This is a genomic window from Flavobacterium sp. (assembly GCF_031423415.1).
Taxonomy (GTDB): domain Bacteria; phylum Bacteroidota; class Bacteroidia; order Flavobacteriales; family Flavobacteriaceae; genus Flavobacterium.
On record NZ_JANPFL010000123.1, the window covers coordinates 1 to 24,933 of the forward strand.

At 36.6% G+C, this 24,933-nt stretch carries 19 protein-coding genes and 1 tRNA gene; 2 read left to right on the forward strand and 18 right to left on the reverse strand.

Going from position 1 to position 24,933, the window contains the following annotated elements:
- Positions 1–247: 247 nt before the first annotated feature.
- Positions 248–322: transfer RNA gene (locus RMO83_RS10665), tRNA-Val, on the forward strand.
- 290 nt (positions 323–612) lie between these two features.
- On the opposite strand, the gene uvrB is transcribed toward RMO83_RS10665, so the two are convergent.
- The 7 genes from uvrB to RMO83_RS10700 all read right to left on the reverse strand — a co-directional run bounded on the left by uvrB (position 613) and on the right by RMO83_RS10700 (position 9,847).
- A complete protein-coding gene (gene uvrB, locus RMO83_RS10670) occupies positions 613–2,604 on the reverse strand; it encodes an excinuclease ABC subunit UvrB (protein ID WP_310559666.1) in 1,992 nt (663 codons plus the stop codon).
- Between the two features lie 248 nt (positions 2,605–2,852).
- The gene (locus RMO83_RS10675; RefSeq protein WP_310559667.1) at positions 2,853–3,659 is read right to left on the reverse strand and encodes a hypothetical protein; all 807 of its coding nucleotides are present in this window, start codon (positions 3,657–3,659) and stop codon (positions 2,853–2,855) included.
- A gap of 99 nt (positions 3,660–3,758) precedes the next feature.
- On the reverse strand, positions 3,759–4,511 hold the full coding sequence (gene aroE, locus RMO83_RS10680; RefSeq protein ID WP_310559668.1) for a shikimate dehydrogenase: 753 nt from the start codon (positions 4,509–4,511) through the stop codon (positions 3,759–3,761).
- Positions 4,512–4,639: 128 nt separating this feature from the next.
- Positions 4,640–6,034, reverse strand: a complete 1,395-nt coding sequence (locus RMO83_RS10685) for a tetratricopeptide repeat protein (RefSeq protein ID WP_310559669.1) — start codon at positions 6,032–6,034, stop codon at positions 4,640–4,642.
- Positions 6,035–6,176: 142 nt separating this feature from the next.
- A complete protein-coding gene (locus RMO83_RS10690; protein WP_310559670.1) occupies positions 6,177–7,394 on the reverse strand; it encodes an aspartate aminotransferase family protein in 1,218 nt (405 codons plus the stop codon).
- Positions 7,395–7,400: 6 nt separating this feature from the next.
- Positions 7,401–8,102 (reverse strand): hypothetical protein, encoded by a 702-nt coding sequence (locus tag RMO83_RS10695; RefSeq protein ID WP_310559671.1) that lies wholly within the window; start codon positions 8,100–8,102, stop codon positions 7,401–7,403.
- Positions 8,103–8,218: 116 nt separating this feature from the next.
- On the reverse strand, positions 8,219–9,847 hold the full coding sequence (locus RMO83_RS10700) for an OstA-like protein (protein WP_310559672.1): 1,629 nt from the start codon (positions 9,845–9,847) through the stop codon (positions 8,219–8,221).
- A gap of 272 nt (positions 9,848–10,119) precedes the next feature.
- Here RMO83_RS10700 and RMO83_RS10705 point away from each other — a divergent pair, with 272 nt between their 5' ends.
- Entirely contained in the window at positions 10,120–11,985 is a 1,866-nt protein-coding gene (locus RMO83_RS10705; protein ID WP_310559673.1) for an alpha-amylase family protein, read from the forward strand.
- Between the two features lie 64 nt (positions 11,986–12,049).
- On the opposite strand, the gene RMO83_RS10710 is transcribed toward RMO83_RS10705, so the two are convergent.
- From RMO83_RS10710 to RMO83_RS10760, 11 genes are all read right to left on the reverse strand, one after another.
- Positions 12,050–12,829, reverse strand: coding sequence for an SDR family oxidoreductase (locus tag RMO83_RS10710; protein ID WP_310559674.1), 780 nt, complete (start codon positions 12,827–12,829; stop codon positions 12,050–12,052).
- 11 nt (positions 12,830–12,840) lie between these two features.
- Positions 12,841–13,671, reverse strand: a complete 831-nt coding sequence (locus RMO83_RS10715; protein WP_310559675.1) for an amidohydrolase family protein — start codon at positions 13,669–13,671, stop codon at positions 12,841–12,843.
- Between the two features lie 225 nt (positions 13,672–13,896).
- Positions 13,897–14,235 (reverse strand): L-rhamnose mutarotase, encoded by a 339-nt coding sequence (locus tag RMO83_RS10720; RefSeq protein ID WP_310559676.1) that lies wholly within the window; start codon positions 14,233–14,235, stop codon positions 13,897–13,899.
- A gap of 1 nt (position 14,236) precedes the next feature.
- Complete coding sequence (locus tag RMO83_RS10725) at positions 14,237–15,088, reverse strand: fumarylacetoacetate hydrolase family protein (protein WP_310559677.1); 852 nt, start codon at positions 15,086–15,088, stop codon at positions 14,237–14,239.
- Positions 15,089–15,184: 96 nt separating this feature from the next.
- On the reverse strand, positions 15,185–16,540 hold the full coding sequence (locus RMO83_RS10730; RefSeq protein ID WP_310559678.1) for an alpha-L-fucosidase: 1,356 nt from the start codon (positions 16,538–16,540) through the stop codon (positions 15,185–15,187).
- A 40-nt stretch (positions 16,541–16,580) separates the two neighbouring features.
- Entirely contained in the window at positions 16,581–18,998 is a 2,418-nt protein-coding gene (locus RMO83_RS10735; protein WP_310559679.1) for a hypothetical protein, read from the reverse strand.
- A 21-nt stretch (positions 18,999–19,019) separates the two neighbouring features.
- Entirely contained in the window at positions 19,020–21,338 is a 2,319-nt protein-coding gene (locus tag RMO83_RS10740) for a glycosyl hydrolase family 95 catalytic domain-containing protein (protein WP_310559680.1), read from the reverse strand.
- Positions 21,339–21,353: 15 nt separating this feature from the next.
- Positions 21,354–21,929: an LUD domain-containing protein gene (locus tag RMO83_RS10745; RefSeq protein ID WP_310559681.1), complete on the reverse strand. Its 576-nt coding sequence runs from the start codon at positions 21,927–21,929 to the stop codon at positions 21,354–21,356.
- A gap of 11 nt (positions 21,930–21,940) precedes the next feature.
- Positions 21,941–23,317: a lactate utilization protein B gene (locus RMO83_RS10750; RefSeq protein WP_310559682.1), complete on the reverse strand. Its 1,377-nt coding sequence runs from the start codon at positions 23,315–23,317 to the stop codon at positions 21,941–21,943.
- A gap of 61 nt (positions 23,318–23,378) precedes the next feature.
- A complete protein-coding gene (locus tag RMO83_RS10755; protein WP_310559683.1) occupies positions 23,379–24,116 on the reverse strand; it encodes a (Fe-S)-binding protein in 738 nt (245 codons plus the stop codon).
- The gene (locus tag RMO83_RS10760) at positions 24,116–24,880 is read right to left on the reverse strand and encodes an SDR family oxidoreductase (RefSeq protein WP_310559684.1); all 765 of its coding nucleotides are present in this window, start codon (positions 24,878–24,880) and stop codon (positions 24,116–24,118) included. The genes RMO83_RS10755 and RMO83_RS10760 overlap by 1 nt, the downstream gene beginning before the upstream one ends.
- Between the last annotated feature and the right edge of the window lie 53 nt (positions 24,881–24,933).

Sequence of the window (24,933 nt, forward strand, 5' to 3'; positions counted from 1 at the left end):
GTTCAAAAACTAGTTCATTTTTTGGTATTCTTTACACTTTAAGTTATGTTTTATCAATTTAATTACGTACTTTTATGCTTCACAAGTTAATGGAAGTCCAAACGATAAAAAAGGGGGTAAATTCGGTTACCCAATTTTAAACTTAATTGTATAGTGCTAAAGAATAGTGCATTAAGAGGAAAGTTCGAACCCCTCATCGCCCACGAAACTCCTTAAGAAATTAGGGAGTTTTTTTATACAAAGAAAAGGGTCATTAACTCAGTTGGTTCAGAGTGTCACGTCGACAACGTGGAAGTCACTGGTTCGAATCCAGTATGACCCACTTCAACACTGCATGTGGCGGGTTTTTATTCGCCAAAATAATACCAATTGTAATTTTAAAATGGTCTAATCCATTTTAAAATTTTACAATGGTTAATGCCGATAGACAATATATTGAGTACGATTTATTGGACTCTTATGTATTGCTAATCGGTATAAGATTATTATTATACCGCTTTTACATTCTTAATAATCCATCCAAGGAGCAATATTTCATTAGTTATATCAAAGCGCAAGAAATTATATTTATTTCAGGTTGAATTTAACTAGTGATTTTAAAAAATATAAAAATTATGAAAGCTGATTTTGCAAGGACTTAACTTCATCTCTCAACTTTGCCGCTTGCATAAAATCTAATTCCTTTGCTGCTTTTTCCATTGCTTTTCGTTTCTCCCGAATGCGTTTTTCGATTTCTGGTTTCGACAGGTATTCCGTTTGTGGTTCTGCGGCTATTGGAGTGGTATAACCCAATTCATAATCTGCCAATGGATTTTTAGTAAAAGCACTTTCTATTTTTTTGTTCAAAGCCTCTGGAACTTGGTTGTTTGCAGTGTTGAAATTGATCTGTTTTGTTCTACGATAATTGGTTTCGTCAATGGTTTTTTGCATACTCGCTGTAATTTTATCAGCGTACATAATTGCTTTTCCATTCAAATTTCTCGCGGCGCGACCAATGGTTTGCGTCAGTGAACGATGACTTCGCAAAAAACCTTCCTTATCGGCATCGAGAATCGCAACAAGAGAAACTTCGGGTAAATCCAAGCCTTCACGCAGTAAATTCACTCCAATCAAAACATCAAACAATCCTTTTCGTAAGTCTTGCATAATTTCTATTCGTTCCAAAGTATCCACATCAGAGTGGATGTAACGACAACGAATGGAAACTTTATCCAAGTATTTTGCAAATTCTTCCGCCATTCTTTTGGTTAAAGTAGTGACCAAAACACGTTCGTCAATTTCTGCTCGGGTTTGGATTTCTTCAATTAAATCGTCTATTTGGTTCAAACTCGGACGGATTTCAATAATTGGATCCAATAATCCCGTTGGACGAATGACTTGTTCTACATAAACGCCGTCGCATTTTTGCAATTCATAATCGGCGGGCGTTGCCGAAACATAAATGACCTGATTTTGCATCGCTTCAAATTCCTCAAACTTCAACGGACGATTGTCCATCGCAGCGGGAAGCCGGAAACCATATTCCACCAAGTTTTCTTTTCGACTTCTGTCACCACCATACATCGCGTGGACTTGCGAAAGTGTCACGTGACTTTCGTCAACAACCATCAAATAATCTTTAGGGAAATAATCTAATAAACAAAACGGTCTTGTTCCAGCTTCTCGTCCGTCAAGGTAACGGGAATAATTTTCGATTCCAGAGCAATAACCCAGTTCGCGAATCATTTCCAAATCGAAATTAGTGCGTTCTTCGAGTCTTTTGGCTTCCAAATGTTTGCCAATTTCTTTGAAATAATCGACTTGCTTGACCAAATCTTGTTGGATTTCCCAAATCGCGCTTTGCAAAGTATCTGGCGAAGTCACAAACATATTTGCTGGATAAATGGTAAGTTGTTCGAATCGCTCAATAACTCTGGATGTTTTCAAATCAAAGCTTTCGATTTCTTCGATTTCATCACCGAAGAAATGAATCCGGAACGCATCATCGGCATAACTCGGATAAACTTCGAGTGTGTCGCCTTTAATTCTAAAATTCCCTGGAGTAAAATCGGCTTCGGTTCTGGAATACAAACTTTGAACCAAAGTGTGTAATAATTTGGTACGAGAAATGATTTGGTTTTTTTCGATTGCAATGACGTTTTTCTGAAATTCAACTGGATTTCCGATTCCATAAATACATGAAACCGACGCCACCACGATAATGTCTCTTCGTCCCGAAAGTAGGGAAGAAGTGGTGCTCAATCGCATTTTTTCCAACTCTTCGTTGATGGATAAATCCTTTTCGATAAACACTCCCGAAACGGGCATAAAAGCTTCCGGCTGGTAATAATCGTAATAAGAAACGAAATATTCCACGGCATTATTCGGAAAAAACTGCTTGAACTCGGAGTACAATTGCGCTGCCAAGGTTTTGTTGTGCGCTAAAATCAAAGTTGGCTTCTGCACTTCTTCAATGACATTGGCAACGGTAAAAGTTTTTCCAGAACCTGTTACCCCTAATAAAGTTTGATAACGTTCGCCAGCCTCAATGCCTTGTGCTAATTTTGCAATAGCTTGTGGTTGGTCGCCTTTGGGCTGGTACTCGGATATGACTTGGAATTTCATGTAAAGCTTTTGAGAAAGGCAAAGTTACAAAAGGAAATCTTGAATAAAGAGTTTAGGGAAATTTAAACTTTTTCTCAGAATTAGGGAAACCAAAATTTAGACTTTTTGTATTGCCTGTTTAACTTTGTGGGCGCAGAATGCACCCGAGCGACAGCGAACAGACGCAGTAATTCTCTGTTATCCGTTGAGGACATATCCGCGCCTTCTGGTTGATAAAAGTATGTAAACTTATTTTGAACGAGACATTATTAATCATTTAATATTGTTGTTATATATTCAAAACGATGTTCATAATTTCCATTAGAATCTTCATATGTTAAGTAGCACATGGGCATACGAATATATTTTACGTTTTTCTGATGTTTTTCAAATGCTTTTTCAAGAAGTTTTATTTGTTCAATACTTTTTGTCCAGATAACAGGTTGTATGGTTAAGTTAAACCGTGGATTGTCAAAAAAAGTGGCTTCGTACTTTTCTTTGAATTTTCCACCAATAAAAAGTTCAATTTCATCAGTGGTTGTAAACTCTTTATCTTCAATATGAATGTTAACTACTTCAATCAAGAATTCGACTCCATCTTTTTTTCTTTTAAGGAATAAATCTGCTAAAACATTGTTCTGTTCATAAATTTTTTCCTCAATGTTCAATAACTCAAAATCACCACTTGACATATATGCATTTAAAGTGGCTACTTCCCCAATAAAATTTAAATATTTATAATCCAAATTGAGTAATATACATTTAATCATTCTATGAGTAAATTTCAATTCTTTATCTGTCAATCTGTAAAACAATTGTTCAAATGTGGAATTAAAAAAGTCAAACATTCCAAATGAGTCTTTATTTTCAAAAATGAATTCAATTATTATTGAAAAAATATTTACATCTACTACTTCACCATTCGTACAATTGTCTTTTCTAAATTGATGTTGTTTTTTAAGATTTTTGTTAATCTTCGTCCACGAAATACTTTGCCCATTTAATAATTTAATCAAATATGGCATTTGACTTTCTAAAATTTTTTTTACATCGTATTTTGAATCGTGATTATTCATGTTGTTTCTTGAAGGAGATTCTTTGTTGTTAAAGTAGTAATCAATCGGCAATTATTCTGTTATGTTGCTTTTTGTCAAGATAATAAGTATTTTTAACGACTACTTATTCCAAATCCTCCAAGCTTTTTCCGCCTGTAAAACTAGCATATCCTGACCATTTTTGGTTTGTGCTCCACTTGCTGCTGCTTTTTTGAGGAATTGGGTTTTCGCAGGATTGTAAATCAAGTCGTAAGCTATGTGTTTCTCAGTGAAATATTCGTAAGGAATCAACGGAAAAGCATCCGTATTTGGACTTGTTCCCACTGGTGTCGAGTTGATAATGATTTGGTAATTATCAAAAGTCGTGGCGTTGATTCGGTCGTAATCGATAACACCTTCTTTGGCTTCTCTGGAAACAAAGGTATACAGAATTCCCAATTCTTTCAAGGCATAAGCCACGCCTTTAGACGCGCCACCTGTTCCTAGAATCAGTGCTTTTTTGTGATGCGGTTGGAGCAGCGGTTCTAATGATTTCATAAAGCCATAATAGTCCGTGTTGTAACCTTTTAGTTTGCCTTTTTTGGTGAATTTTATGGTGTTTACGGCGCCAATTTCTGTGGCGATTTTAGACAATTTATCCAGATACGGAATCACAACTTCTTTGTACGGAATCGTCACATTCATTCCTTTGAGGTCTGGCGTGTTTTTTATGATTTCGGGGAGAGCGGTAATTTCTGGGATATCAAAATTTTCGTAAGTGCAACCTTCAAAAAGTTTGTCGTTGTTGAATTTTTCGGTAAAATATCCTTTTGAAAAGGAATAACTGATGTTGCGTCCTAGTAAACCAAAGCGTTTTTTTATAGTGTCTAGCATTATGTAATTTAGTTTTAAACTATGCGTTTTTAGTGATTTTATCTTTTAAAAAATAACCACAAATTTAGCTCATCGAATACCATATAGATAATTGTCAATGAGCTAAATTTGTGGTTAAATTGAACTACTTATTTTTTATGTTTCGCTATATAGTTCTGCACCATTTTTCGAGTCCAAACTACTGGGAATAAATCTTCTAAAATGATGTAATTGTCAAAATTCAAACGCAAGGCATTGCTTAAATGAAACTTGGCTTTGATGGTGTTTTGAATCATAAAATACAATCCAGCTAAACGGTATTCAACTTCATTCTCTTCTGGAAAATATTCAGAAGCTTGCAGCAAGGTTTGAATCGCACTTTCGAATTCTCCTAAAAATTGTAAAATATCTACCCAAAACAACCAAGTATCTAAGGAATAATCACCAAATTCTACGGCTTTTCTATAACCAAATTCAGCTTCTTCGAAGAAGTTCATTTGCTTGTTTATTGTAGCATATCGTTTCCAATACAAACGATTTTGATTGTCAATCGCCAACGCTTTATTGACAAAAAACAAGGCTTTTTGGAAGTTTTTTTGGCGAACGTAAAAATCGGTGATGGCGATCCAACCTTTGTCTAAAAGGGGGTCTTCGTGAACCGTTTTATTGAAGTATTTTAACGCTTGAACTTTGTTGCCTAGTTTTTCGTAACATTTTCCTATTCGCAGCAAAGCGTAAGAAGTGACATCGTCCAATTCGATGGTTCTGTTGTAACTTTCAATGGCTTCTTCGTATTTTTTCAAGCGCTCTAAGGCTTTGGCTCTTTCCATAAAAGCCCCCATAAATTCATCGTCGATTAGAGTAGCATAATCAAAAGCGCGAATGGCACTTTCGTATTCTTTCAACCCATAATGCAAACGACCCATTTGATGCCAAGCGATTTCGCTATACGGATTTTGGTCAATGTATTTGGTCAAATAATCAATAGCATCCCGATTTTGATCTAAAAATTCAAAACAATACACCACATTATATAAGGCCGATTGGTCTTCGAGATCAACTTCCAAACATTTGATGAAACTATCTTTGGCCATTTCGAGATTGTCCATAAAGAGGTATTCCATACCGATTAAGTTGTAGACATCGGCATAATCATCGGTATATTCTAAAGCAATATTGAGTAATTCAACCGCCTTTTCGTGATTGTCTCGTTTGGAAAAAATATTGGCTTTCTGAATGTAAATTTCCTCATTTGTAGGTTCGATAGCATATAATTCGTTCAAGAGCTTTTCAGCCTGTTCGAGCTTGTCGTCGTACACTAACATTTCAACTTGGACAAGTTTTAATCCTGTTGATTTTGGATGTTGTTCGAGTGCTAATTTTAATGCTTTTTTTGCCAAATTAGCTTTTCCCATATCGAGATAATGAAGGATGATGTCTTCAAATTCCTCGGAGTCAAAAAAGAGCACTTTGTTGGTTTTCAACATCGACTCAAATTTAGACAAGGATAAGTTGTATTCCTCTTCTTCTTCGCTTAATTGCATAGGTTATTTTTTTGAGTTTGCCCAAAATAAAAGTAGGCAACCTAAGTATTGTTGTGAGAAAAATTTTGAATTGTTGTCAACAATTTAATTAACAAGCCCCCTAACCCCCGAAGGGGGAATTCCAGAGTATTAAAAAAGTAGTTTAATGCTCTGTTCCCTCCCCTTTGGGGAGGGTTAGGGTGGGGCTTATTCCATTCATCACCTCAATCATAATCGTACAACCTTCTCGAATTTCATTTTCTGAAATGGTTAATGGCGGTGTAATTCGGATGGCATTGGCTTCGAATAAAAGCCAAAATAAAATCAATCCTTTGTCTTGACATTTCAGAATTACTTCGTTAGTAATAGCTGAACTTTCTGTCATTGCCGCCAACATTAATCCTTTTCCTCGAACTTCTGTTATCAAAGGATGTACCAAAAGTGACCTGAAGAGCTTTTCTTTCTCCAAAGCTTCTGCCAGCAAATTTGTTTCTGTAATTTCCTTCAAAGTTGCCAAACAGGCTGCCGCAATGACAGGATGACCTCCAAAAGTTGTGATGTGACCCAATTTCGGATTGTGGCTCAACAAATCCATCATTTCTGATGATGCCGTGAAAGCGCCAACAGGCATTCCGCCACCCATTCCTTTTCCCATTACTACAATATCAGGAACAACATCGTAATTTTGGAACCCAAAAAGTTTTCCTGTTCTACCGAAACCCGGTTGGATTTCGTCGAGAATCATCATTGCGCCTACTTCGGTGCAACGTTCCCGCACTTTTTTTAGAAAATTGTTTTCAGGTTCTATAAATCCCGCGCCACCTTGAATGGTTTCGAGCAGAATTCCAGCAGTTTTTGTGGTTATTTTTTCTAAATCGGCTTCGTTGTTGAAGGTGATAAACTCGACATCGGGAATCAAAGGGCGGAAAATGCTTTTGCGTTCTTCGAATCCCATTACGCTTAGCGAACCCATCGTGTTGCCGTGATAGGCATTGTGGCAAGAAATCAATTGACTTCTTCCTGTGGTTCTTCGGGCGAGTTTTAAAGCGCCTTCAATCGCTTCGGTACCCGAATTGACTAAGTAGGTTTTATTTAAAGGTTCGGGTAGGAGTGAAGCCATCAATTTGCAATATTCGACTGCTGGACTTTGTGAATATTCACCATAGACCATCACGTGCGAGTATTTGTCCAATTGGTCTTTTATCGCCTGATTGACTCTTGGCGGTTGGTGTCCTAGCGTGCAAGCCGAAACTCCAGCCACAAAATCCAAATATTTTTTGTTGTTGGTGTCGAAAATATAAGAACCTTTTGCGTGCGATACTTCCATTCCTAAAGGATAGGGAGACGTTTGGGCTTGGTATTTTATGAAATCGTTGTTCACGGTATTTTAATTTAATGCAAAGATATTGGTTAGCAATAAACCATAGTCGGCATCCATTTCTATAATACTTCCGCCTGAAAAACTTAACCCAACCCCACCAGAAGCCATAGAAGTACTCGATGCTCCAAAACCTGAAAAATTTATAAATTGTAGATTATTGAAGTCTGACGGTTTTAATGTTAAGGAAGAACCAAAAGCTTTTCCTTTATATATTTTTACTTCCTTATCAAAATCAACAACAGTGTAATGAAATGATTTTATCTGTTTTACATTATCATTCAAGATATATTCTTCAGTAGTTTCTTTTTCGATACTATCCTTTCCGAAAAAATACAGTTTATTTTTAGGTAAATTATTTCTGTTTATTATTTTAATTTCTTCCGTAATGACATAAGCATCAACTACTAGTTCGGTTATATTATTTTCATTTTTAAATTCAATAAACCTAAATGAATTTGCCCCTTTTTTTTGAGCTTTATCTTTTAATAAATAGATTGCCATATCAATAGAATTTAGTTTATTTGTTACTTTCAATCTTCCAATATATTTAGCATTTGAAACGTCAGTGTTTTTTTCTAAATAAATGAAATCGTTTCTTTGTTTTTTTGGAAGTGAGTCATTTTTGACTAAAAATTCAACTTTTATTTTTTGAGAAAATGCAAAATGAAAAGTGAAAAATAGTAAAGCAAGGATTTTGTATTTTTTCATTTTTTAAAGATTTACTTATAAGTGATTGTTTTTGAGGACTTCTTTTTTAAATTAGTATTATTTAGGTTACTTCCTGACAATGATGAAATAGCTGACCACTAAAAACTGGCCACTGATCACTTTTTCTTTTTCTTATCGTAATTCAAGGTTTCCTTCCGGATTTTCATCGGGACATTTTCCTTTGCAGCTTCGTCTTTTCCTTGTTGAACCAGTTTTTCGTTTTCTACATTTTCTTCGGGTGGAAAAATATCTTCTTTCGATTTTATCCTTTCGTCGCCGCGCCAGACAAATCCGCGTAGTTTTCTATCAGGTTCTAATAATTCTTTTTCAGGGTAAATGGTGCCGTCCACTTGCTTGAAAAAAGTGATGTCTTCTATTTCGTTTTTATCAAAAATAATGTTGATTTTGCTACTCACGTTTTTGTTAATGCCAATGAGTTCTTGGGTATCATTTCGCATATAATAAATAACCTCGGTGTTTTTTACAATATCGACATCGTGGAGTTTTCCTTCTATGAATTTTCCAAACAGATTTTGTCCCTTGACCTGATGATAACCTGTTCCAAGCGTGTCTTTCGAAACTAGAAACGTATTGTTAAGGACTTTGAGCGAATCGAGTTTTTGAGTGTTGTTTTTACCAATAAGATGCATAATGTCTCCTGTAATTTGGCTTTCACCGTTCCAAAGGATTGGATTCCCAATCAATTTTGTTAAGGCTATTTTTGAACTGGAATGTAAGGAATCGCATTTGCCACTCATATCAATTTTGTAGAATCGAACGTTTTTGAAAGCGCGAATAATACGGTTGCCTTCAGGTCCAGTAACCATCATTTTTTTTCCGTGAATATAAACAGAATCTTTCTCAACTAAATTGATTGCAACGGCTCTTTTTGTCACAAACATCGAGTCTTGATTTTTGTATAATTCGGCATAATGCCCTTTGATGATGCTGCGATTGGCGTCGTCGGTGATTTTTACATTTCGTGTCGCCGAAGCAAATTCCCGATTTCGATCATAATACAAACTGTCACCTTCAATAAGGCGATCATCGTATTTGATGTAGGACTTTCGAAGAAAATGAGCTAGATTTTTTTTGGTGTCATAAAACCCATTTTCGGTATAAATATAATTGGTTTTACTGGTAATTGTCGATGGTCCAAAAAGATAGGAATGCCCCGAATTGCTGTAATAATCCAAATGATTCGACTTGATAACATACTTAGGATTTGTAATAGTAACAGCAGTCAGGAATTGGAATTTTTTTTCGGCAACATAATAACGTCCAGATTTGCTTTTTAGCGTATTATCTCTGTTGGTAATTGTTCCGTTGGTGTTATAAAAAACTTCTTGTGTATTTCTGTCAAAGTTAATGGTATCCGTGACCATCATCGATTCTGGCGAACGCATTTTGGCATCTCCTGTGGCAAAAGCTTGTCTCATATTGCCATTGTACTCGGCATACTTGCTGTTTAAATATAGTGTGTCGCCTTGAACTAATTGCACGTTTCCAAAGGCTTTGATGTAGTTTTCCTTTTGAAACCAATAGGCTTTATTGCAAGTCATGATGATACCATCGTGATTGATTCGCACATTTCCAGTAAGCAAAGCAGCATCTGGCGCTTCAACTTGGTTTACATCAAAATAATCAGAATGTTCTATAATAATTTTTTTTGGAGCTTGCGCCACAAGGTTTTGGAAACCTAAAACAACGAAACAACAACTTATGAAAAAGAAAACTTTCTTCAATGGATTTATTTTTTGCCAAATTTAAGAAAAAGCAAACAACCGTAATCTATATTATGATTTATTTATAACTCGTGCTAGTACTTCAAATAGCTTTCGACTTGGTTAAAATTTATTAACAAAATGGAATAATATTTCGTTGTAGTTCCAATTCAAACCAATAGTTTTTGAATAATTCTCAGATTGAAGCTAAAAAAATAGTATTTTTAGAAGTTGTTAATCCATTTGGATTGGATTTCGTAATTAGCATTAAAAATCAGGAAAAATAATTTACTATGATAAAAAAAATAACTATTGTTGCAAGTATAAGCGTACTACTTTTGGCAACAGCCTGTAAAACTACAGCTATAAAAATGAATACAGAAAATAAAAATACACCACAGAAGAAGGAAGTTGTCTATCAGGTTTTTACAAGATTGTTTGGAAACCAAAATACAACCAATAAACCCTGGGGAACCATTGAAGAAAATGGAGTAGGGAAGTTCAATGATTTTACTGACAAAGCCCTGCAGGAAATAAAAGATTTGGGCGTTACATCTATTTGGTACACTGGAGTTCCGCATCATGCTTTGGTGCGTGATTATACAGCTATTGGCATTTCGAATGATGATCCCGAAGTAGTAAAAGGTCGTGCTGGTTCGCCGTATGCAGTGAAAGATTATTATAATGTAAACCCAGATTTGGCGGTAAATCCAGCCAATCGTTTGAAAGAATTTGAAGCCTTGATTGCCCGCACGCACAAAGTGGGAATGAAGGTCATTATTGATATTGTTCCCAATCATATTGCTCGAAAATACGAAGGAAAAAGCAATCCAAAAGGCGTTAAAGATTTTGGTGCCGATGATGATGTTTCGGTGGAATACAAACGCGAAAACAATTTTTATTATATTCCGAATACCCGTTTTGAAATTCCAGATACGGCAAAACCATTAAACGGCGAAAGTAATCCGCTAATTGACGGAAAATTTGCTGAATTTCCAGCGAAATGGACAGGTAACGGTTCGAGATTGGCAAAACCAGATAAAAATGATTGGTATGAAACTGTAAAAGTAAATTACGGAATTCGTCCTGATGGTTCGAAAGATTTTCCAGAACTTCCAGCAGGTTTTGATACCAAATCCTATCAAGAGCATTTCGATTTTTGGGCTGATAAAGATGTGCCTAATTCTTGGATTAAATTTCGTGATATTGCTTTGTATTGGACTGCCAAAGGTGTGGATGGTTTCCGTTATGATATGGCCGAACTGGTGCCTTATGAGTTTTGGAGTTATATGAATTCGGCAATAAAAGTGAAGAATCCAGATGCTTTTTTGATGGCAGAAGTGTATAATCCAAACGAGTATCGCAATTACATTCGTCTCGGAAAAATGGATTATTTGTATGATAAAGTCGAAACATACGACCATTTGAAAGCTGTAATTCAAGGAAAAACTTGGCCAGATGGACTTTCGGATATTCAACACCGAATGGCAGATATCGAACATCATATGCTTAAGTTTTTAGACAATCACGACGAACAACGTTTGGCAAGTCCTGAATTCGCAGGAACACCAGAAAAAGGAAAACCGCTAATGGTAGTTTCTGCAACCATAAGTACTGCACCAACGATGATTTATTTTGGTCAGGAAGTGGGAGAAGCCGGAAATGAAAACGCTGGTTTTGGAACCCATTCCCGAACTTCTATTTTTGATTATATTGGAGTTCCAAATCACCAACGCTGGATGAATGGAGGAAAATTTGATGGAGGACAACTTTCGCAAAGCGAAAAAGATTTGCGTGATTTTTACAAAAGATTGTTGAATTTTTCTATCAGCAGTTCTGCTTTGATGGGTAATTTTCAAGAAATACAAACTGCCAATCGCAACATAACATCGGGTTATGATATTGCTATTTATTCTTATACTCGTTGGTCTGACACTCAGAAATTAATAGTCGTGACTAATTTTTATGCACTGGCTTCTAGTAATTTTGATTTACGAATTCCAGCGGATATTATTCAAAAATGGAATTTGAAAGATGGGACTTATACCATCACAGATCAGTTGTATCATAAAAAAACAACTCAATTGCGAGTAGAAAACGGAGTGGGAAAAGCACAAATAAGCATTGGTTCATCTGAATCGTTTATTTTTCAGTTGTAATGTAGAATTTATTTAGTTTAAAGGATAATCAGAGCTTTGTAAAAATTACATCTAAAATGGTTTATTACAAAGCTCTGTCTAAATGGGTATAACCACCGTCCACATAAATAAGTTGTCCTGTAGTATGACTGGATTTTTCCGAAAGTAAGAATACAACCATATTGGATATTTCATCAACGGTGGTCATTCGTTTTCCCAATGGTATTGTATCGCTTATTTCACGAAGTTTTTCTTCTGGATTGTCAAAAGTTTGTATCCAATTTTCATATAACGGAGTATAACATTCTGCTACAATTAAGGCATTTACCCTAATTTCATAAGGCAATAATTCGACTGCCCATTCACGAGTTAAAGCATTTCGTCCGCCATTTGAAGCGGCATAAGCCGAGGTATTTCCTTGTCCTGTGTCAGCAGTTTTAGAACCAATATTGACAATACTTCCTTTAGACTTTTTCAACTCTGGTAAAGCGTGATGTGCCATCAAATAATAATGCACTAAATTCTTGTGCAACGAAGCCATAAAATCTTCATAATTTCCGTTTTCTAATCCAACGCTGTCATTTACTCCTGCATTATTAACTAGCCCATCTATTCGACCACATTTTGCAATAACTTGTTGTATGGCTTTTTCGCAATCGGCAGGATTGGTAAGTTCAGCCTCAACGCAAACAGCAGAATATCCTAAATCTTCAATTTCTTTAGCTGCTTTCAAGTTATCTACCTCTTTTCGTCCAATTATAACTGGAATTGCTCCTTCGGAAGCCAACACTTTGCAAATTCCCAAACCAATTCCTTTGGCTCCGCCGGTTACAACAACTACTTTGTTTTTTAAGTTTAGATCCATTTTTTTACTTTTTATAAATTATAAAATTTTATAGCATTTCCGCCCCAAATTTTTTCCTGTTCCTCTGTAGAAAAATTCGAAAAATAATGCTCAACAATAGCATAAGATTCTTTGTATGATGCTGCCAGTAAACTTACTGGCCAATCACTACCAAATAGCAATCGTTCTATTCCAAAAACTTTAGTCACTACATCTAGACAATATGTGAAATCGGATTCCGTCCAATTATTCCAATGAGCTTCGGTCACCAAACCTGAAACTTTGCAATATACATTTTCGCATTTTGAAATGGCAGTTATTCCCTTTTTCCAGTCCGCAAAATTATTTTGCTTGAAATTGGGTTTTGCCAAATGATCGATCACGAATTTTTGATTGGGGAATTTTTTCACAAACTCAAAAGCAATGGGTAAGTGTTTAGGTAAAATTAGAATATCATACGTAAAATTATACTTTTCTAATTGCGCAATTCCGTTGCAAAAATCGGCTCTTAGAAGGAAATGATCTTCCGGTTCTGCTTGAACAATATGCCTGAAACCTTTTAATTTTTTGAATTTTGAAAAATAGTCTAATCGGGATTTTAATTCTGAACTTCTCAAATCAATCCAGCCCACAACGCCTTTGATGAAATCATTGTCTTTTGCCAATTCCAGCAAAAAAAGAGTTTCTTCTTCACTTTGATCGGCTTGGACTGCAATGCAACCATCGATTTGATTTTCTTTTAATAGTGGTTCTAAATCTTCGGGCAAGAAATCTCGCTGAATTACTTTCATATCATCAGTAATCCAAGCGTCTTTTGCGAGATTGTATTTCCAAAAATGCTGATGACTGTCTATTTTTTTCATTTAATTTAAAGGTTTATTTTTTTGCTGCAGATTGGATTTTTTTTGCCACAGATTGCACAGATTTTTACAGATTTTTTTTCGTGAACTTTGTGCCTTCTTCGTGTCCTTAGTGGTTAAATTTTTACCATAAATTACACGAATTTTAGCAAATTATTGTGTCAAACACTTTTCAATTAAAACCGTGTAAATTCGTTTAATCCTTGGTATCTGTGGCGAATTAAACTTTTACTTAAGTTCAAATATTTTCTCCATCAACATCCATTTTTCGCCTGGTTTTGCGCAAGGCAACGCCTGCTGAAACTTCCACATCAAATCTTCCCATTCCTGCACTTTTGGATTATTGGCATCGGCAGCCGATTTTTTATCAAAAGAAAATTCTTTGTTGGCTTCGATAATCATAAACATTCGGTTGCCAACACTGTAAATATCCAAAACCGTAATGCCAGATTCTTTGATACTTTGAATAATTTCTGGCCATACTTCTTGGTGATAGGCTTTGTATTCGGCCATCAATTGCGCGTCGTCTTTCAAGTCGAGTGCCAGACAAAATTTTTGAGTTCCCATATTATTTATAAGCTACTGCCAGTTGTTTACTGCTTCCTAATCCTTCCATTCCCAATTCAATAACGTCGCCCTCTTTTACATAAATTGGGTTTGGTTTAATTCCCAATCCAACTCCTGGAGGCGTTCCTGTACTAACTACATCGCCTGGCAGTAAGGTCATAAATTGACTTAAATAATGTACCAAAAAAGGGATTTTGAAAACCAAATTAGAAGTATTACTATTTTGGAATGTTTTCCCATTAACAGTCAACCACATTGATAAATTATCCACATCGGCTATTTCATCCGTTGTTGCCATAAAGGGGCCAAGTGGTGCAAAAGTATCGCAACCTTTCCCTTTCGCCCATTGTCCGCCACGTTCTAATTGATAGGCTCTTTCGCTGTAATCGTTGTGCAAACAATATCCCGCTACATAATCCATTGCATCAGCTTCATCCACATAACTGGCTTTTTTGCCAACTACAAAGGCCAATTCTATTTCCCAGTCGGTTTTTTCGCTGTTTTTTGGTATAATTACATCATCATTTGGTCCACATAGAGCGGTGGTTGATTTGAAGAAAATAATAGGTTCAGTGGGAATTGGCGCATTGGTTTCAAGACAATGATCGACATAATTCAATCCTATACAAATGATTTTTGAAGGTCTAGCTACTGGCGAACCCAAACGAACAGTCGCATCCACTTCCGGCAATACCGGATTGTTTTCTAAGGCTTTTTTTAGTTTTTCTAATCCTTTCTCTTCAAAAAAAGATTCATTGTAATCTGCAATAATTGAAGAGACATCAAATCTTTTTTCTTCAATTAAAATTCCTGGCTTTTCTTGACCAGCTGCTCCAAAGCGTATTAGTTTCATTTTATTTAGTTTTTAAAAGTATAATTCAACAATTTATTACCAACATCTAATTTATAATATATCCTTGGTTTACATTCAGTAAAGGATAATTTTTTTCTAATTCATTATCAATTCAATAACAGCAATTTCTACATTTGGTTTGTTTACCGGTAGTGCTAAAACCAATTCCCCTGCTACCTTTTCGGAATCAGGTTGGTGTGTGGATTTGCCAATAAACTTAATTTCGGAATCGTCGTGAAGAAATTGTGCATACTTCACTTTTCCTTGCATTTCAGGTAAAACAATTTTTCCCATTGGGTAATTTATTAGGTGTAGATACAAGCGCTTTGTCGTTGGATTGAAAGTGTACAAGCAATTCGCAGGAACTTTATATTCGTTTGGAGCTTGAGTGCAACCATAAATCGAAGGGCTGTTGTATTTCATCCAATCTCCCATAGCTTTTAAGGCACTTTCAGTTCTATAATCTAAATACCCACGAGCCGTTGGTCCCACGTTCAATAGTAAATTACCGCCTTTGCTCACGTTTTCGATTAGCATAGCAATAAGTTGGTTTGGACTTTTCCAATTTTTCTCGTCGCGATAATACCCCCAAGATCCCGAAAAGGTTTGGCACGATTCCCACGGAACTTGCTTGCCATCTACTTCTGGCCATTTTGCCGGAACATATTGTTCTGGGGTTACAAAATCCCAACCGCCTTCTACTTTATTTAAATCCAAACGATTGTTTACCAATATTTTAGGTTGCAATTTACGAACGGTTTTCAATAAATCTTCGGATGCCCATTCGTTTTGTCCTTTTTCTTTGTATGAAAAATCAAACCAGATTAAACTAATTTCGCCATAATTGGTCAGCAATTCCGTAACCTGATTTTTGATGTAAGTTCGGTATTTATTCATATCACGCGTTTTGTTAATACTGTCCATTTTAGCAGGATTGTTGCTTGGTTTTAGGGGATGAAATTGATCCAAAGTAAAATCGGGATGATGCCAATCGATTAATGAATAATAAAAACCAACTTTGATTCCTTCGGCTCGCATTGCATCGGCAACTTCTTTTAAAGCATCACGTTTGAATGGAGTGTTGGTAATTTTGTAGTCGGTAAACTTACTGTCCCAATTGCAAAAACCTTCGTGGTGTTTTGCGGTGATTACAAAATATTTCATTCCGGCTTCCTTTGCCATTCTTGCCCATTCTTTGGGTTGAAACAAATCGGGGTTGTACAATTCAAAATACTTTTGGTAATCTTCATCGGTAATTTTTTCGTTACTGCGAACCCATTCGTGGCGCGCTGGCATAGCATAAAGCCCCCAATGGCAGAACATTCCGAAGCGTGCTTCAGTCCACCATTTCATTCTTTCTGTTTTTTGCTCGGCAGTTTCTTTTGGAAGTTGGGCATTTACGTTTCCTAGAAATAGGAATACGGTTGCAAGTGTTAAAAGTGCTTTTTTCATATTTAGTTTATTTTGGTTGTATTAGTGAATTGTATTTTTGCTATTCATCGAATTGTATTTGCCATTGAACCAATTGACTTTTTTTGCTAAGTATTCGAACGCGAAGCCATCCTATTTCTTCAATTGGCATAATTTCAATAGAAACATCGTTGTTTTTTTTGGATAAGTTTGCCGATTTTATTTTTCGTTCTTCCCCATCGTTGATTCCTGCAATCCGAATTTCATACGGATCATCTGCAATGAGTTTGCTTTCTCCTGATAGTATATTGTTGTTCCAATTCTCTTTTACCAAATCTATCATTCCTTGCGTAACGTGCTGAGAAGTAGAAACAACAACGGGATGATTCGTTTTAGCACGAGCAGCAATTACTTTGCAAGACTCAGCCATTAGCTCCTCGGAAATTGAAGTGTCAATATTGTTTATGATGCGATTATTCCAAAAATCAAAACCATAATAACTGGTATTCGCTTTTAATCCAGCCCAAACTAAATCGCATTGAATGGTTTGTGGTGTGAGTTCCCAATTGTATAATCCAATCACATTGCGCTCTGTTCCTGTTTTTGAATCAGACGCTAACCAAATTGAAGGTAATGATTTTGAAAAAGCATCGACTGGTTGAGCCACTCCAGTATGCGACGCCATAGTTCGTTTCATAATTTCGAGACGCTCTTCAGGTAAATTGGGCAACCAATCGCTACTCAAAAAAAACTGTCCCGAAACGGCTACAAAGGAAGGTAATAATTGCGCTCTCGTGATCGAGCCAATTCCTTTACTAGCACCATCAGTTGCTGCACTCCCTTTTTCTCTTATCGGGCAAGGGTCTGGGTCATTCCACCAAACTCTTCCATTTAGGAAGTATAATCTGGAAGCTCTAATAGCGCCAGTGCGAATACCTTGACCATCGTGATTAAAATCTGGACCAATCCGCATCGCATCGACCAATCCAATAGAAGCTCCGAAGGAACGCATATTTTGACTCACACAACACCCCGACAAAAATACTTTTCCGTCTGTGGCTTTTCTAATCAATCGCAACCCATTTCGGTACGCTTGAATTTGGGGCGTGTAAGGATCAAATAATGGTTTGCAATTTCCGATGCTATCATTTTTATACCCATCATTAATATAAATTTGTTCGGTTACCGTTCCAGTCCATAAACCATCCATTTTGAAATAATTAAATCCCCATCCTTGCAATGTTTTAGATACGTATTTTATATGATTTTGAACTTTGGGATTGGTCAAGTCAAGAGAAGTACCGCCCCAAGCGGTTTCGAATGGTTTTCCGTTGGTGCGATAAGCAAACCAATCCTGACGGTCTTTGTATTCAGGATCTTGATGATTTCGGGCGAAAGGCATCCACCAAATTCCCGCCGACAAGCCAGCATCAGCAATGGCTTTGGTTGTTTTTTCCATTCCGTTGGGATAAGTGGGTTTTAACTCAGGTATTTTTTTTCCGTCAATGCCCGTGCCGCCTTTGGTCGTTTCTTTTCTAACTCGATCAAAACCACGAGTCGGACCATTGTATTTGCCGCCATCTTGCCATAAATCATCAATTTGAACAACGCCCAATCCGTATTTTTTTAGATTATTACCAATAAAATCAGCCATTTCTATCGATGATTCTTCGCTTCCTGCTCCACCATTTTTTTCGGAATACCAAGTACAATAAACGGCACTGCGTTCCCGCAATTTTATTTTATTTTCTTTGGCTAACAAGTCGGCAAATTGTTCTTCGCCCAAACGTGCATCATCAAAATAACCAATGACTAAGGTTTCGCTTTTTTCTTCTTTTCCAGCTTGAATTCTAAAATGACCGTATTCGATTTGAGCATCGATTTGAACTAAATCATTCTTTGTTTTAGAAAACAAAACGCCACTTCCTTTTTCATTCGTAACCCAGCCGGCAACAACTCCATTGCGAGTTGCAGGGGCAACGGTAGTCAAAAAAACATAACTACCAGGATTTTTATCCACATCAAGTAACCCGGCAGTTCCTAGCGTTTTAAGTTCACTAGTTTGTTTTTGCAAATCGACCGAAAAGGATAGCAGCTTTGTGGTTTGGATATCAATTTCACTTGTTCTTTTATTTTTAAAATTTTGTTGCACAAACAAAAAAGGGTTGATATCATAGAGCGTAAATGAAATAGAATTTCCTTCGTTGGTATCTAAAATTAAAGCTGTTCCTTTTCCGAAGGTTGGATTATGGACTACTTTTTGTTGACAATCAAGTACTTTTCCATCTGCAAAAATATTTTTCAAAAATGATTTTCCGTTCATTATTGAAACAGCCACTAAGCTTTTATCGTCAGTATTGAAATGCAATTTTATTTGTGAGTTTGAAATAGTAAATTTATCTGTTTTTGAACTATTTTCCGTAGCAAGAATAGGAGAACACCAACCAAAAGTTGCTATTGCTAGATGTAATATTAGATGCTTCTTTATTATTAGTTTCATTTTTTTTTAAGTTTTTAAACACTAAAATGTAGCTTCCAGTTTTTGACCTTTTGCTAATTTTACTTCAAATATATCTCCAATCTTCTTCACATTATCGAGATTCCATTTTGGTATTTGTCCCTCGAAGTTATCTTTCACGCGAACTATTCCAGATTTTTTTGAAATGATGCTAAACCAAACCGTCTTATTGTCTTTGCGAGTCCCTGAAACTTTATAGCCACCTTCCGCGCGGAGATCAACAAAAGATGCGTTATCCCATTTTTTTGGGGTTGCAGGAAACAAACGAATTATTCCGGTATTAATTATTCCAGGTGTAGGACTCCAACTCTGCAACAACATTTCCTGAACAGCTTGTGAAGCTAAAAAGTTTCCTTCTAATGTAAATGGTTTTCCTTTATAGTTTGAATATCCTGTTTTAGTTTGGTCTCCGTTTACGTGAAAACCGTTTCGCAGTACAAAAGCCTTTACAAAAATGTCAAGGTTTCGTAGAGCTTCTTCTGCATTTCCAACTCTAGCCTGCATGCAACTCATCCACGAAAAAGTATAGCCACACCATTCACTAGTTCCTTTGCTTTCCCAATTTTTTAAACTTGACGTAATAGTTTTTTGGTCTTTTTCACTACCACCATTTGTAATTAGATTAAAAGGATACAATCCTATAATATTGGATAAATGCCTATGACTAGAAGGCAGTTCGCTTACAGCGTCGACTAATAAAGTACCGTCAGATTTTGTATGAAAATCTCCAAGGGCTGACGCGGCATCTGACCATTTTTTTGACTCTGAAGTTTTCCCTTGAATTGTAGCCATTTCTGTCAATGAAAGGAATAACATTTTTAGACACATTAAATCATAATTACTATTGGGTTGCAACCAAGCTTTAGGACTTTGGTCAAAAATTTCAGGAGAGGAGGAAAGCGGTAACTTTAGAATTCCTGTATCATCTGGTTTAAGTAAGCCCAACATACATTCTCCAACTTCTGAACACCAAGGATAGGCTTTTTGCTTCAGGAAATCGTCGTCGGCGGTGTATAACCAATGCAAATAAAATAAATGAGCACTCCACGCACTCATCGTTGGTGACAAACTATATTGTCCCCATCCGCCTAACGGTTGTCCGGAATAAGACATAACACCTGGACAAGTCAATCCATTTGTTCCATAAAAATCCTTAGCAAAATCTTTAAATATCTTACGCTTATTCCACAAATAATTAATATAAGAAGATCCCTCTTCAAATCGACCCGATTCTTGGTAGGCCATATAAGTCATTTGCGTATTTAGATCGTTATGATAATCTCCTTTCCAAGGGGGTAAAGAACCGTTGTCTGCAGTCCAGACTCCTTGAAGTGGCATTGGTGGAGCATCAAACCTCGAGGCAGCACCATAAAAATATTGCACTAAATTGTATTGTTTTTGGATAGCAACGTCGGGAATACTTACGCTAGACTGTAGCCAAAATTTTTCCCACCATTGTTTATGCCTTTTTAAAATAGCCATATATCCTTTGTTTAAAGCTGCCTCGCAACGTCGGCTTGCCATTGACAATAGGTCTTTTGAATCATTTGTTGTTGTAATAGTTATTGCCAAAAGCGTCTCGTTTTGGACTATTTTTGACTGAACATAGACACAGTATTTAAATCCATCTGCAGCTTCTTGTATGTACCATTGTGAATTATTAAGTTTCCCTTTAACTGCATCTGGATAACCCAATTTATCCATAGTTCCGCCACTTGATGTTTCAGATTTTACTTTAGTTTTTCCACGAAATACATCCATAGTGCTTAATAAGTTGATTGCATTGGGAATCATTCCCTTTACGGAAATAAGAGCAACTGGTTCTGTAGCACTATAAAATACCTTTATCATTCCATTCGAATTGAAATGCACAATTCCCTCAGCTGAGGATAGATTTAATTCAAAATCCTTCACGATTTCTGAAACTGGCAATTGTATTTCTATACGACCTGCTGGTAATTTGGTAGGAGACACCCCATTATACGGTTTATCCCACCAGTCATTTACTAATTTAAATTTTTTTTGATTAATAAGATCTACTCCTTTTTGATAGGTGTATTTTTTCCACCATTCTGTTTCGCCATTGGTACGCTCATCCCATAAATCGCCGCGATCTAGTGACAAGCGAATGATATTGTTTTCGCCCCACAACAGTCCACCCATCAAACCATTTCCCAATGGAATCGCTTCATCCCAAGATTTGACGGGCGCTTGAAGCACCAGATTGTCAATAGACTTTGGTAATTCGGGTAAAATACTTTTTTGTGCACAAGTAGTGTTCAGGTGTAAGACTAAAAGCAGGATAAAAAAAGTGTGTTTCAAAGTATTTAAATTTTATTATTCCACTACATATATTGTAGCCGTTCTTGCTCCGTGAGCTCCTATGACTAATGATTGCTCAATATCTGCAGTTTTAGAAGGTCCAGCTATAAAAACCCCAAAACCTTCTTTGGCAATATCAATTTTTTGATAGGCGTGGTGCATCGTTGGTACAATGTCCGACTTTTCTATTACTAATATCAAATGTTGGCAAATAAAGGGTAACAATCGATTAATCATTTGACTTTCATAAACCCAAACAGCGCCATTTTCTGCCACACCAAGGCTTCCTTTGATACACACTTTTTCCAGAACTTCTAATTCTAGTGAGGTTAAAGCTATTATTTGCTTATCCGTTTCATCCAGGGTATTGATGATGAGTTTGCCATTGGCTTTTTCGGCTATTAATAGATTGTTTACTATCGAAATATTTGGAATCAATTCCACTTTTCCGCCTATGCTTTCGAGTACAGTTTTGAATTGGGTATAATTATCATCATAATGAATTACACTATCTAAATCAACGGTGGGCAAAGCAACCAATTCGGGTTGGTTTGCAGCAATGGCATTTAGTATTTTATCTCTTGAAGTCATTCTTTACACAATTAATTTTTAATGTTTTTTCCATTTTTAATGTACCAATCTCGAAATGATGTTGCAGGAGGTTTTGGCATTTCTCGTTGTTTGTACCAAGGATTCAGTTTATTGTTGGTAACAAACGGAAAAACACGCATTACCCATCGTCCAATTTTCCCTGTAAAGCGATAAATTGCAGGATAGGAAAACAATAGTGCCATTCCGTTCATTCCAATTTTTTTGCTAGTATCTACATAACCGTTTTTAACAATTTCTTGTCTCCATTTCCACAATTGCTCGTGAATATTGATTTTCACGGGACAAACATTGGTACAACTGCCGCAAAGTGTAGAGGCAAAAGGCAAATCGGCATTGGCTTTCATATCTAAATTGGGATTCAAAATAGATCCTATTGGACCAGCAGTAGAAGTATGATAACTATGACCTCCACTTCGACGATAGACAGGACAGGTGTTGAAACACGCCGCGCAACGGATACATTTAAGTGAATTTCTAAAATCTTCCCTTCCTAATTGTTTGCTGCGACCGTTATCCACAATTACAATGTGCATTTCTTGTCCAGCTCGCGGTTTTTGAAAATGACTAGAAAAAGTAGTAATGGGTTGACCGGTTGCACTTCGTGATAATAATCTCAAGAAAACGGCAAGATGTTCGGCTTTTGGAATTATTTTTTCAAAGCCCATACTGGCAATATGTATAGGAGCCGTGTGTGCGCCCATATCTGCGTTTCCCTCATTGGTGCAAACTACAAATCCACCAGTTTCGGCAATAGCAAAATTAACTCCAGTAATGGATAATTCCGATTCAACAAATTTGTTTCGCAAATGGTGTCGGGCAGCTTCGGTTAAATATTGTGGATCGTGATTGCCTTTTTCTGTTTGTAAATGTGTGTGAAAAGTTTCACTTACATCCTGTTTTTTTAAATGAATGGCGGGCAATACAATATGGCTTGGCGGTTCTTTCCTGAATTGAACAATGCGTTCTCCTAGGTCGGAATCGACTACTTCAATTCCTCTTTGTTCCAAATAGTTATTCAAATGACATTCTTCGGTGAGCATGCTTTTGCTCTTTACAATTTTTTGAATGTTATGTTTTTGAATGATTTTATGAATAATTTGATTGTGTTCTTCGCCAGTAGCCGCCCAATGAATTTGGATTCCATTTGCAGTTGCTTTTTCTTCAAACTCTTTTAAATATTGAGATAAATTTGACAGAGAATGGTTTTTAATTTGAGAACCCCATTCACGTAAATCCTCCCACTCAGGAATACCATGTGCAGCTTTGTCTCTTTTTTCACGGACAAACCATAGTGTTTCGTCGTGCCAATTGGTTCTTGACTCGTCAGCGATAAATTGTTCCGCTAAGTCAGCGTGTTTTGGTGTCATACTAGATTATACTGTATTTAACCTTGTCAGGGTTCAAAACCCTGACAGGGTTGGATATCATTTAAATATTATTAATTAATATTTCGGCAATATGAATCGTTTTTATTTTGTTGCCTTGACGGTTTAAAATTCCTTCCAAATGCATCAAACAACTGGTGTCTACACCAGTAATGTAATCGACATCGTTGGCTTCGTGCTGGCTAATTCTATCTTTTCCCATTTTGACACTTACCGCTTCTTCAAAAACACAAAATGTTCCTCCAAATCCACAACATTCATCATTTCGTTTGGGTTTTAGTAATTGAATATCTTCAACCATATTCAATAATTGCTCCGGTTTGGAGAAATAGGGTAGTACCCGTTCGGACATAGACGAAAGGTGTAACATTCGCTGGCCATGGCAACTATTATGCAAACCCACTTTGAAAGGGAAACGCGCTTTTATATTTTTTACTTTCAAGACATCTACTAAAAACTCCGTCAATTCATAGACCGTATTTCTAATTTTTTCTGCTTCTAATGGATGTTTGTCATCGTGCAAATGTTCTTTTATGTGGAAAACGCAGCTGCCAGATGGCGCTACAATGTAATCGAAACCCGTAAAGTTTTTTACAAAATTAGCATCGCATCCTTTACTCAAACTAGCAAAACCGCTGTTTGCCATTGGTTGACCACAACAGGTTTGTTCAAGTGGAAAAGAAACATCACAACCTAATTTCTCCAATAATTGCAAGCTTGCAATACCTACATTGGGATAAAACTGGTCGATATAACAGGGTATGAATAGGGCGACTTGCATTAGTTGTTTAATTTTATAAAACCTCCGTCGATAGGATAATCGCAACCAGTGATAAAACCAGATTCATCGCTACACAAGAATAGGGCTAACGCGGCTACTTCTTCGGGTTTTCCCATGCGACCAATGGGTTGCGATTTCGATAACTTTTCGAAAATTTCAGCTTCTTGTCCGGGATAATTTTTGGCAATAAATCCATCAACAAAAGGCGTATGTACTCGTGCTGGTGAAATGGAATTACAACGAATATTTTCGCTCATATAATCTCTAGCTACCGATAAAGTCATTGCCATTACAGCACCTTTGGCAGTAGAATAGGCAAATCGATCAGGAATTCCTACCCAAGCTGCAATCGAAGCCATATTAACAATTACGCCACCTGTGGATTGTCGCAATTGCGGAATGGCAGCATACAAACAGTTGTAGACCCCTTTGACATTCACATTCATAATGCGGTCAAAATCGGCTTCGGATGTTGTATCCACTTTACCTACGTGGGCAATTCCGGCATTGTTTACCAATATATCTAAGGCACCTATTTTTTCAAAAACGGCAACAACCGCCTCGTGATTGGCTACATTGCAGGCGTGCGAGATTACTTTTCCACCGCTAGCACTAATTTCTGAAACTGCATCTTGGGCACTTTCTTCTGTTAATTCGATAATGTGAACTTCGGCTCCTTGTTTGGCGAACAAAACCGAAATGGCCTTTCCAATTCCGCTTCCGCCGCCGGTGATTACTGCTTTTTTATTTTGTAATGAAAACATATTTTTTTGAATTTAAGTTTTTTATTTGAAGCTTCGCTTCGGGTGTTTTTGCC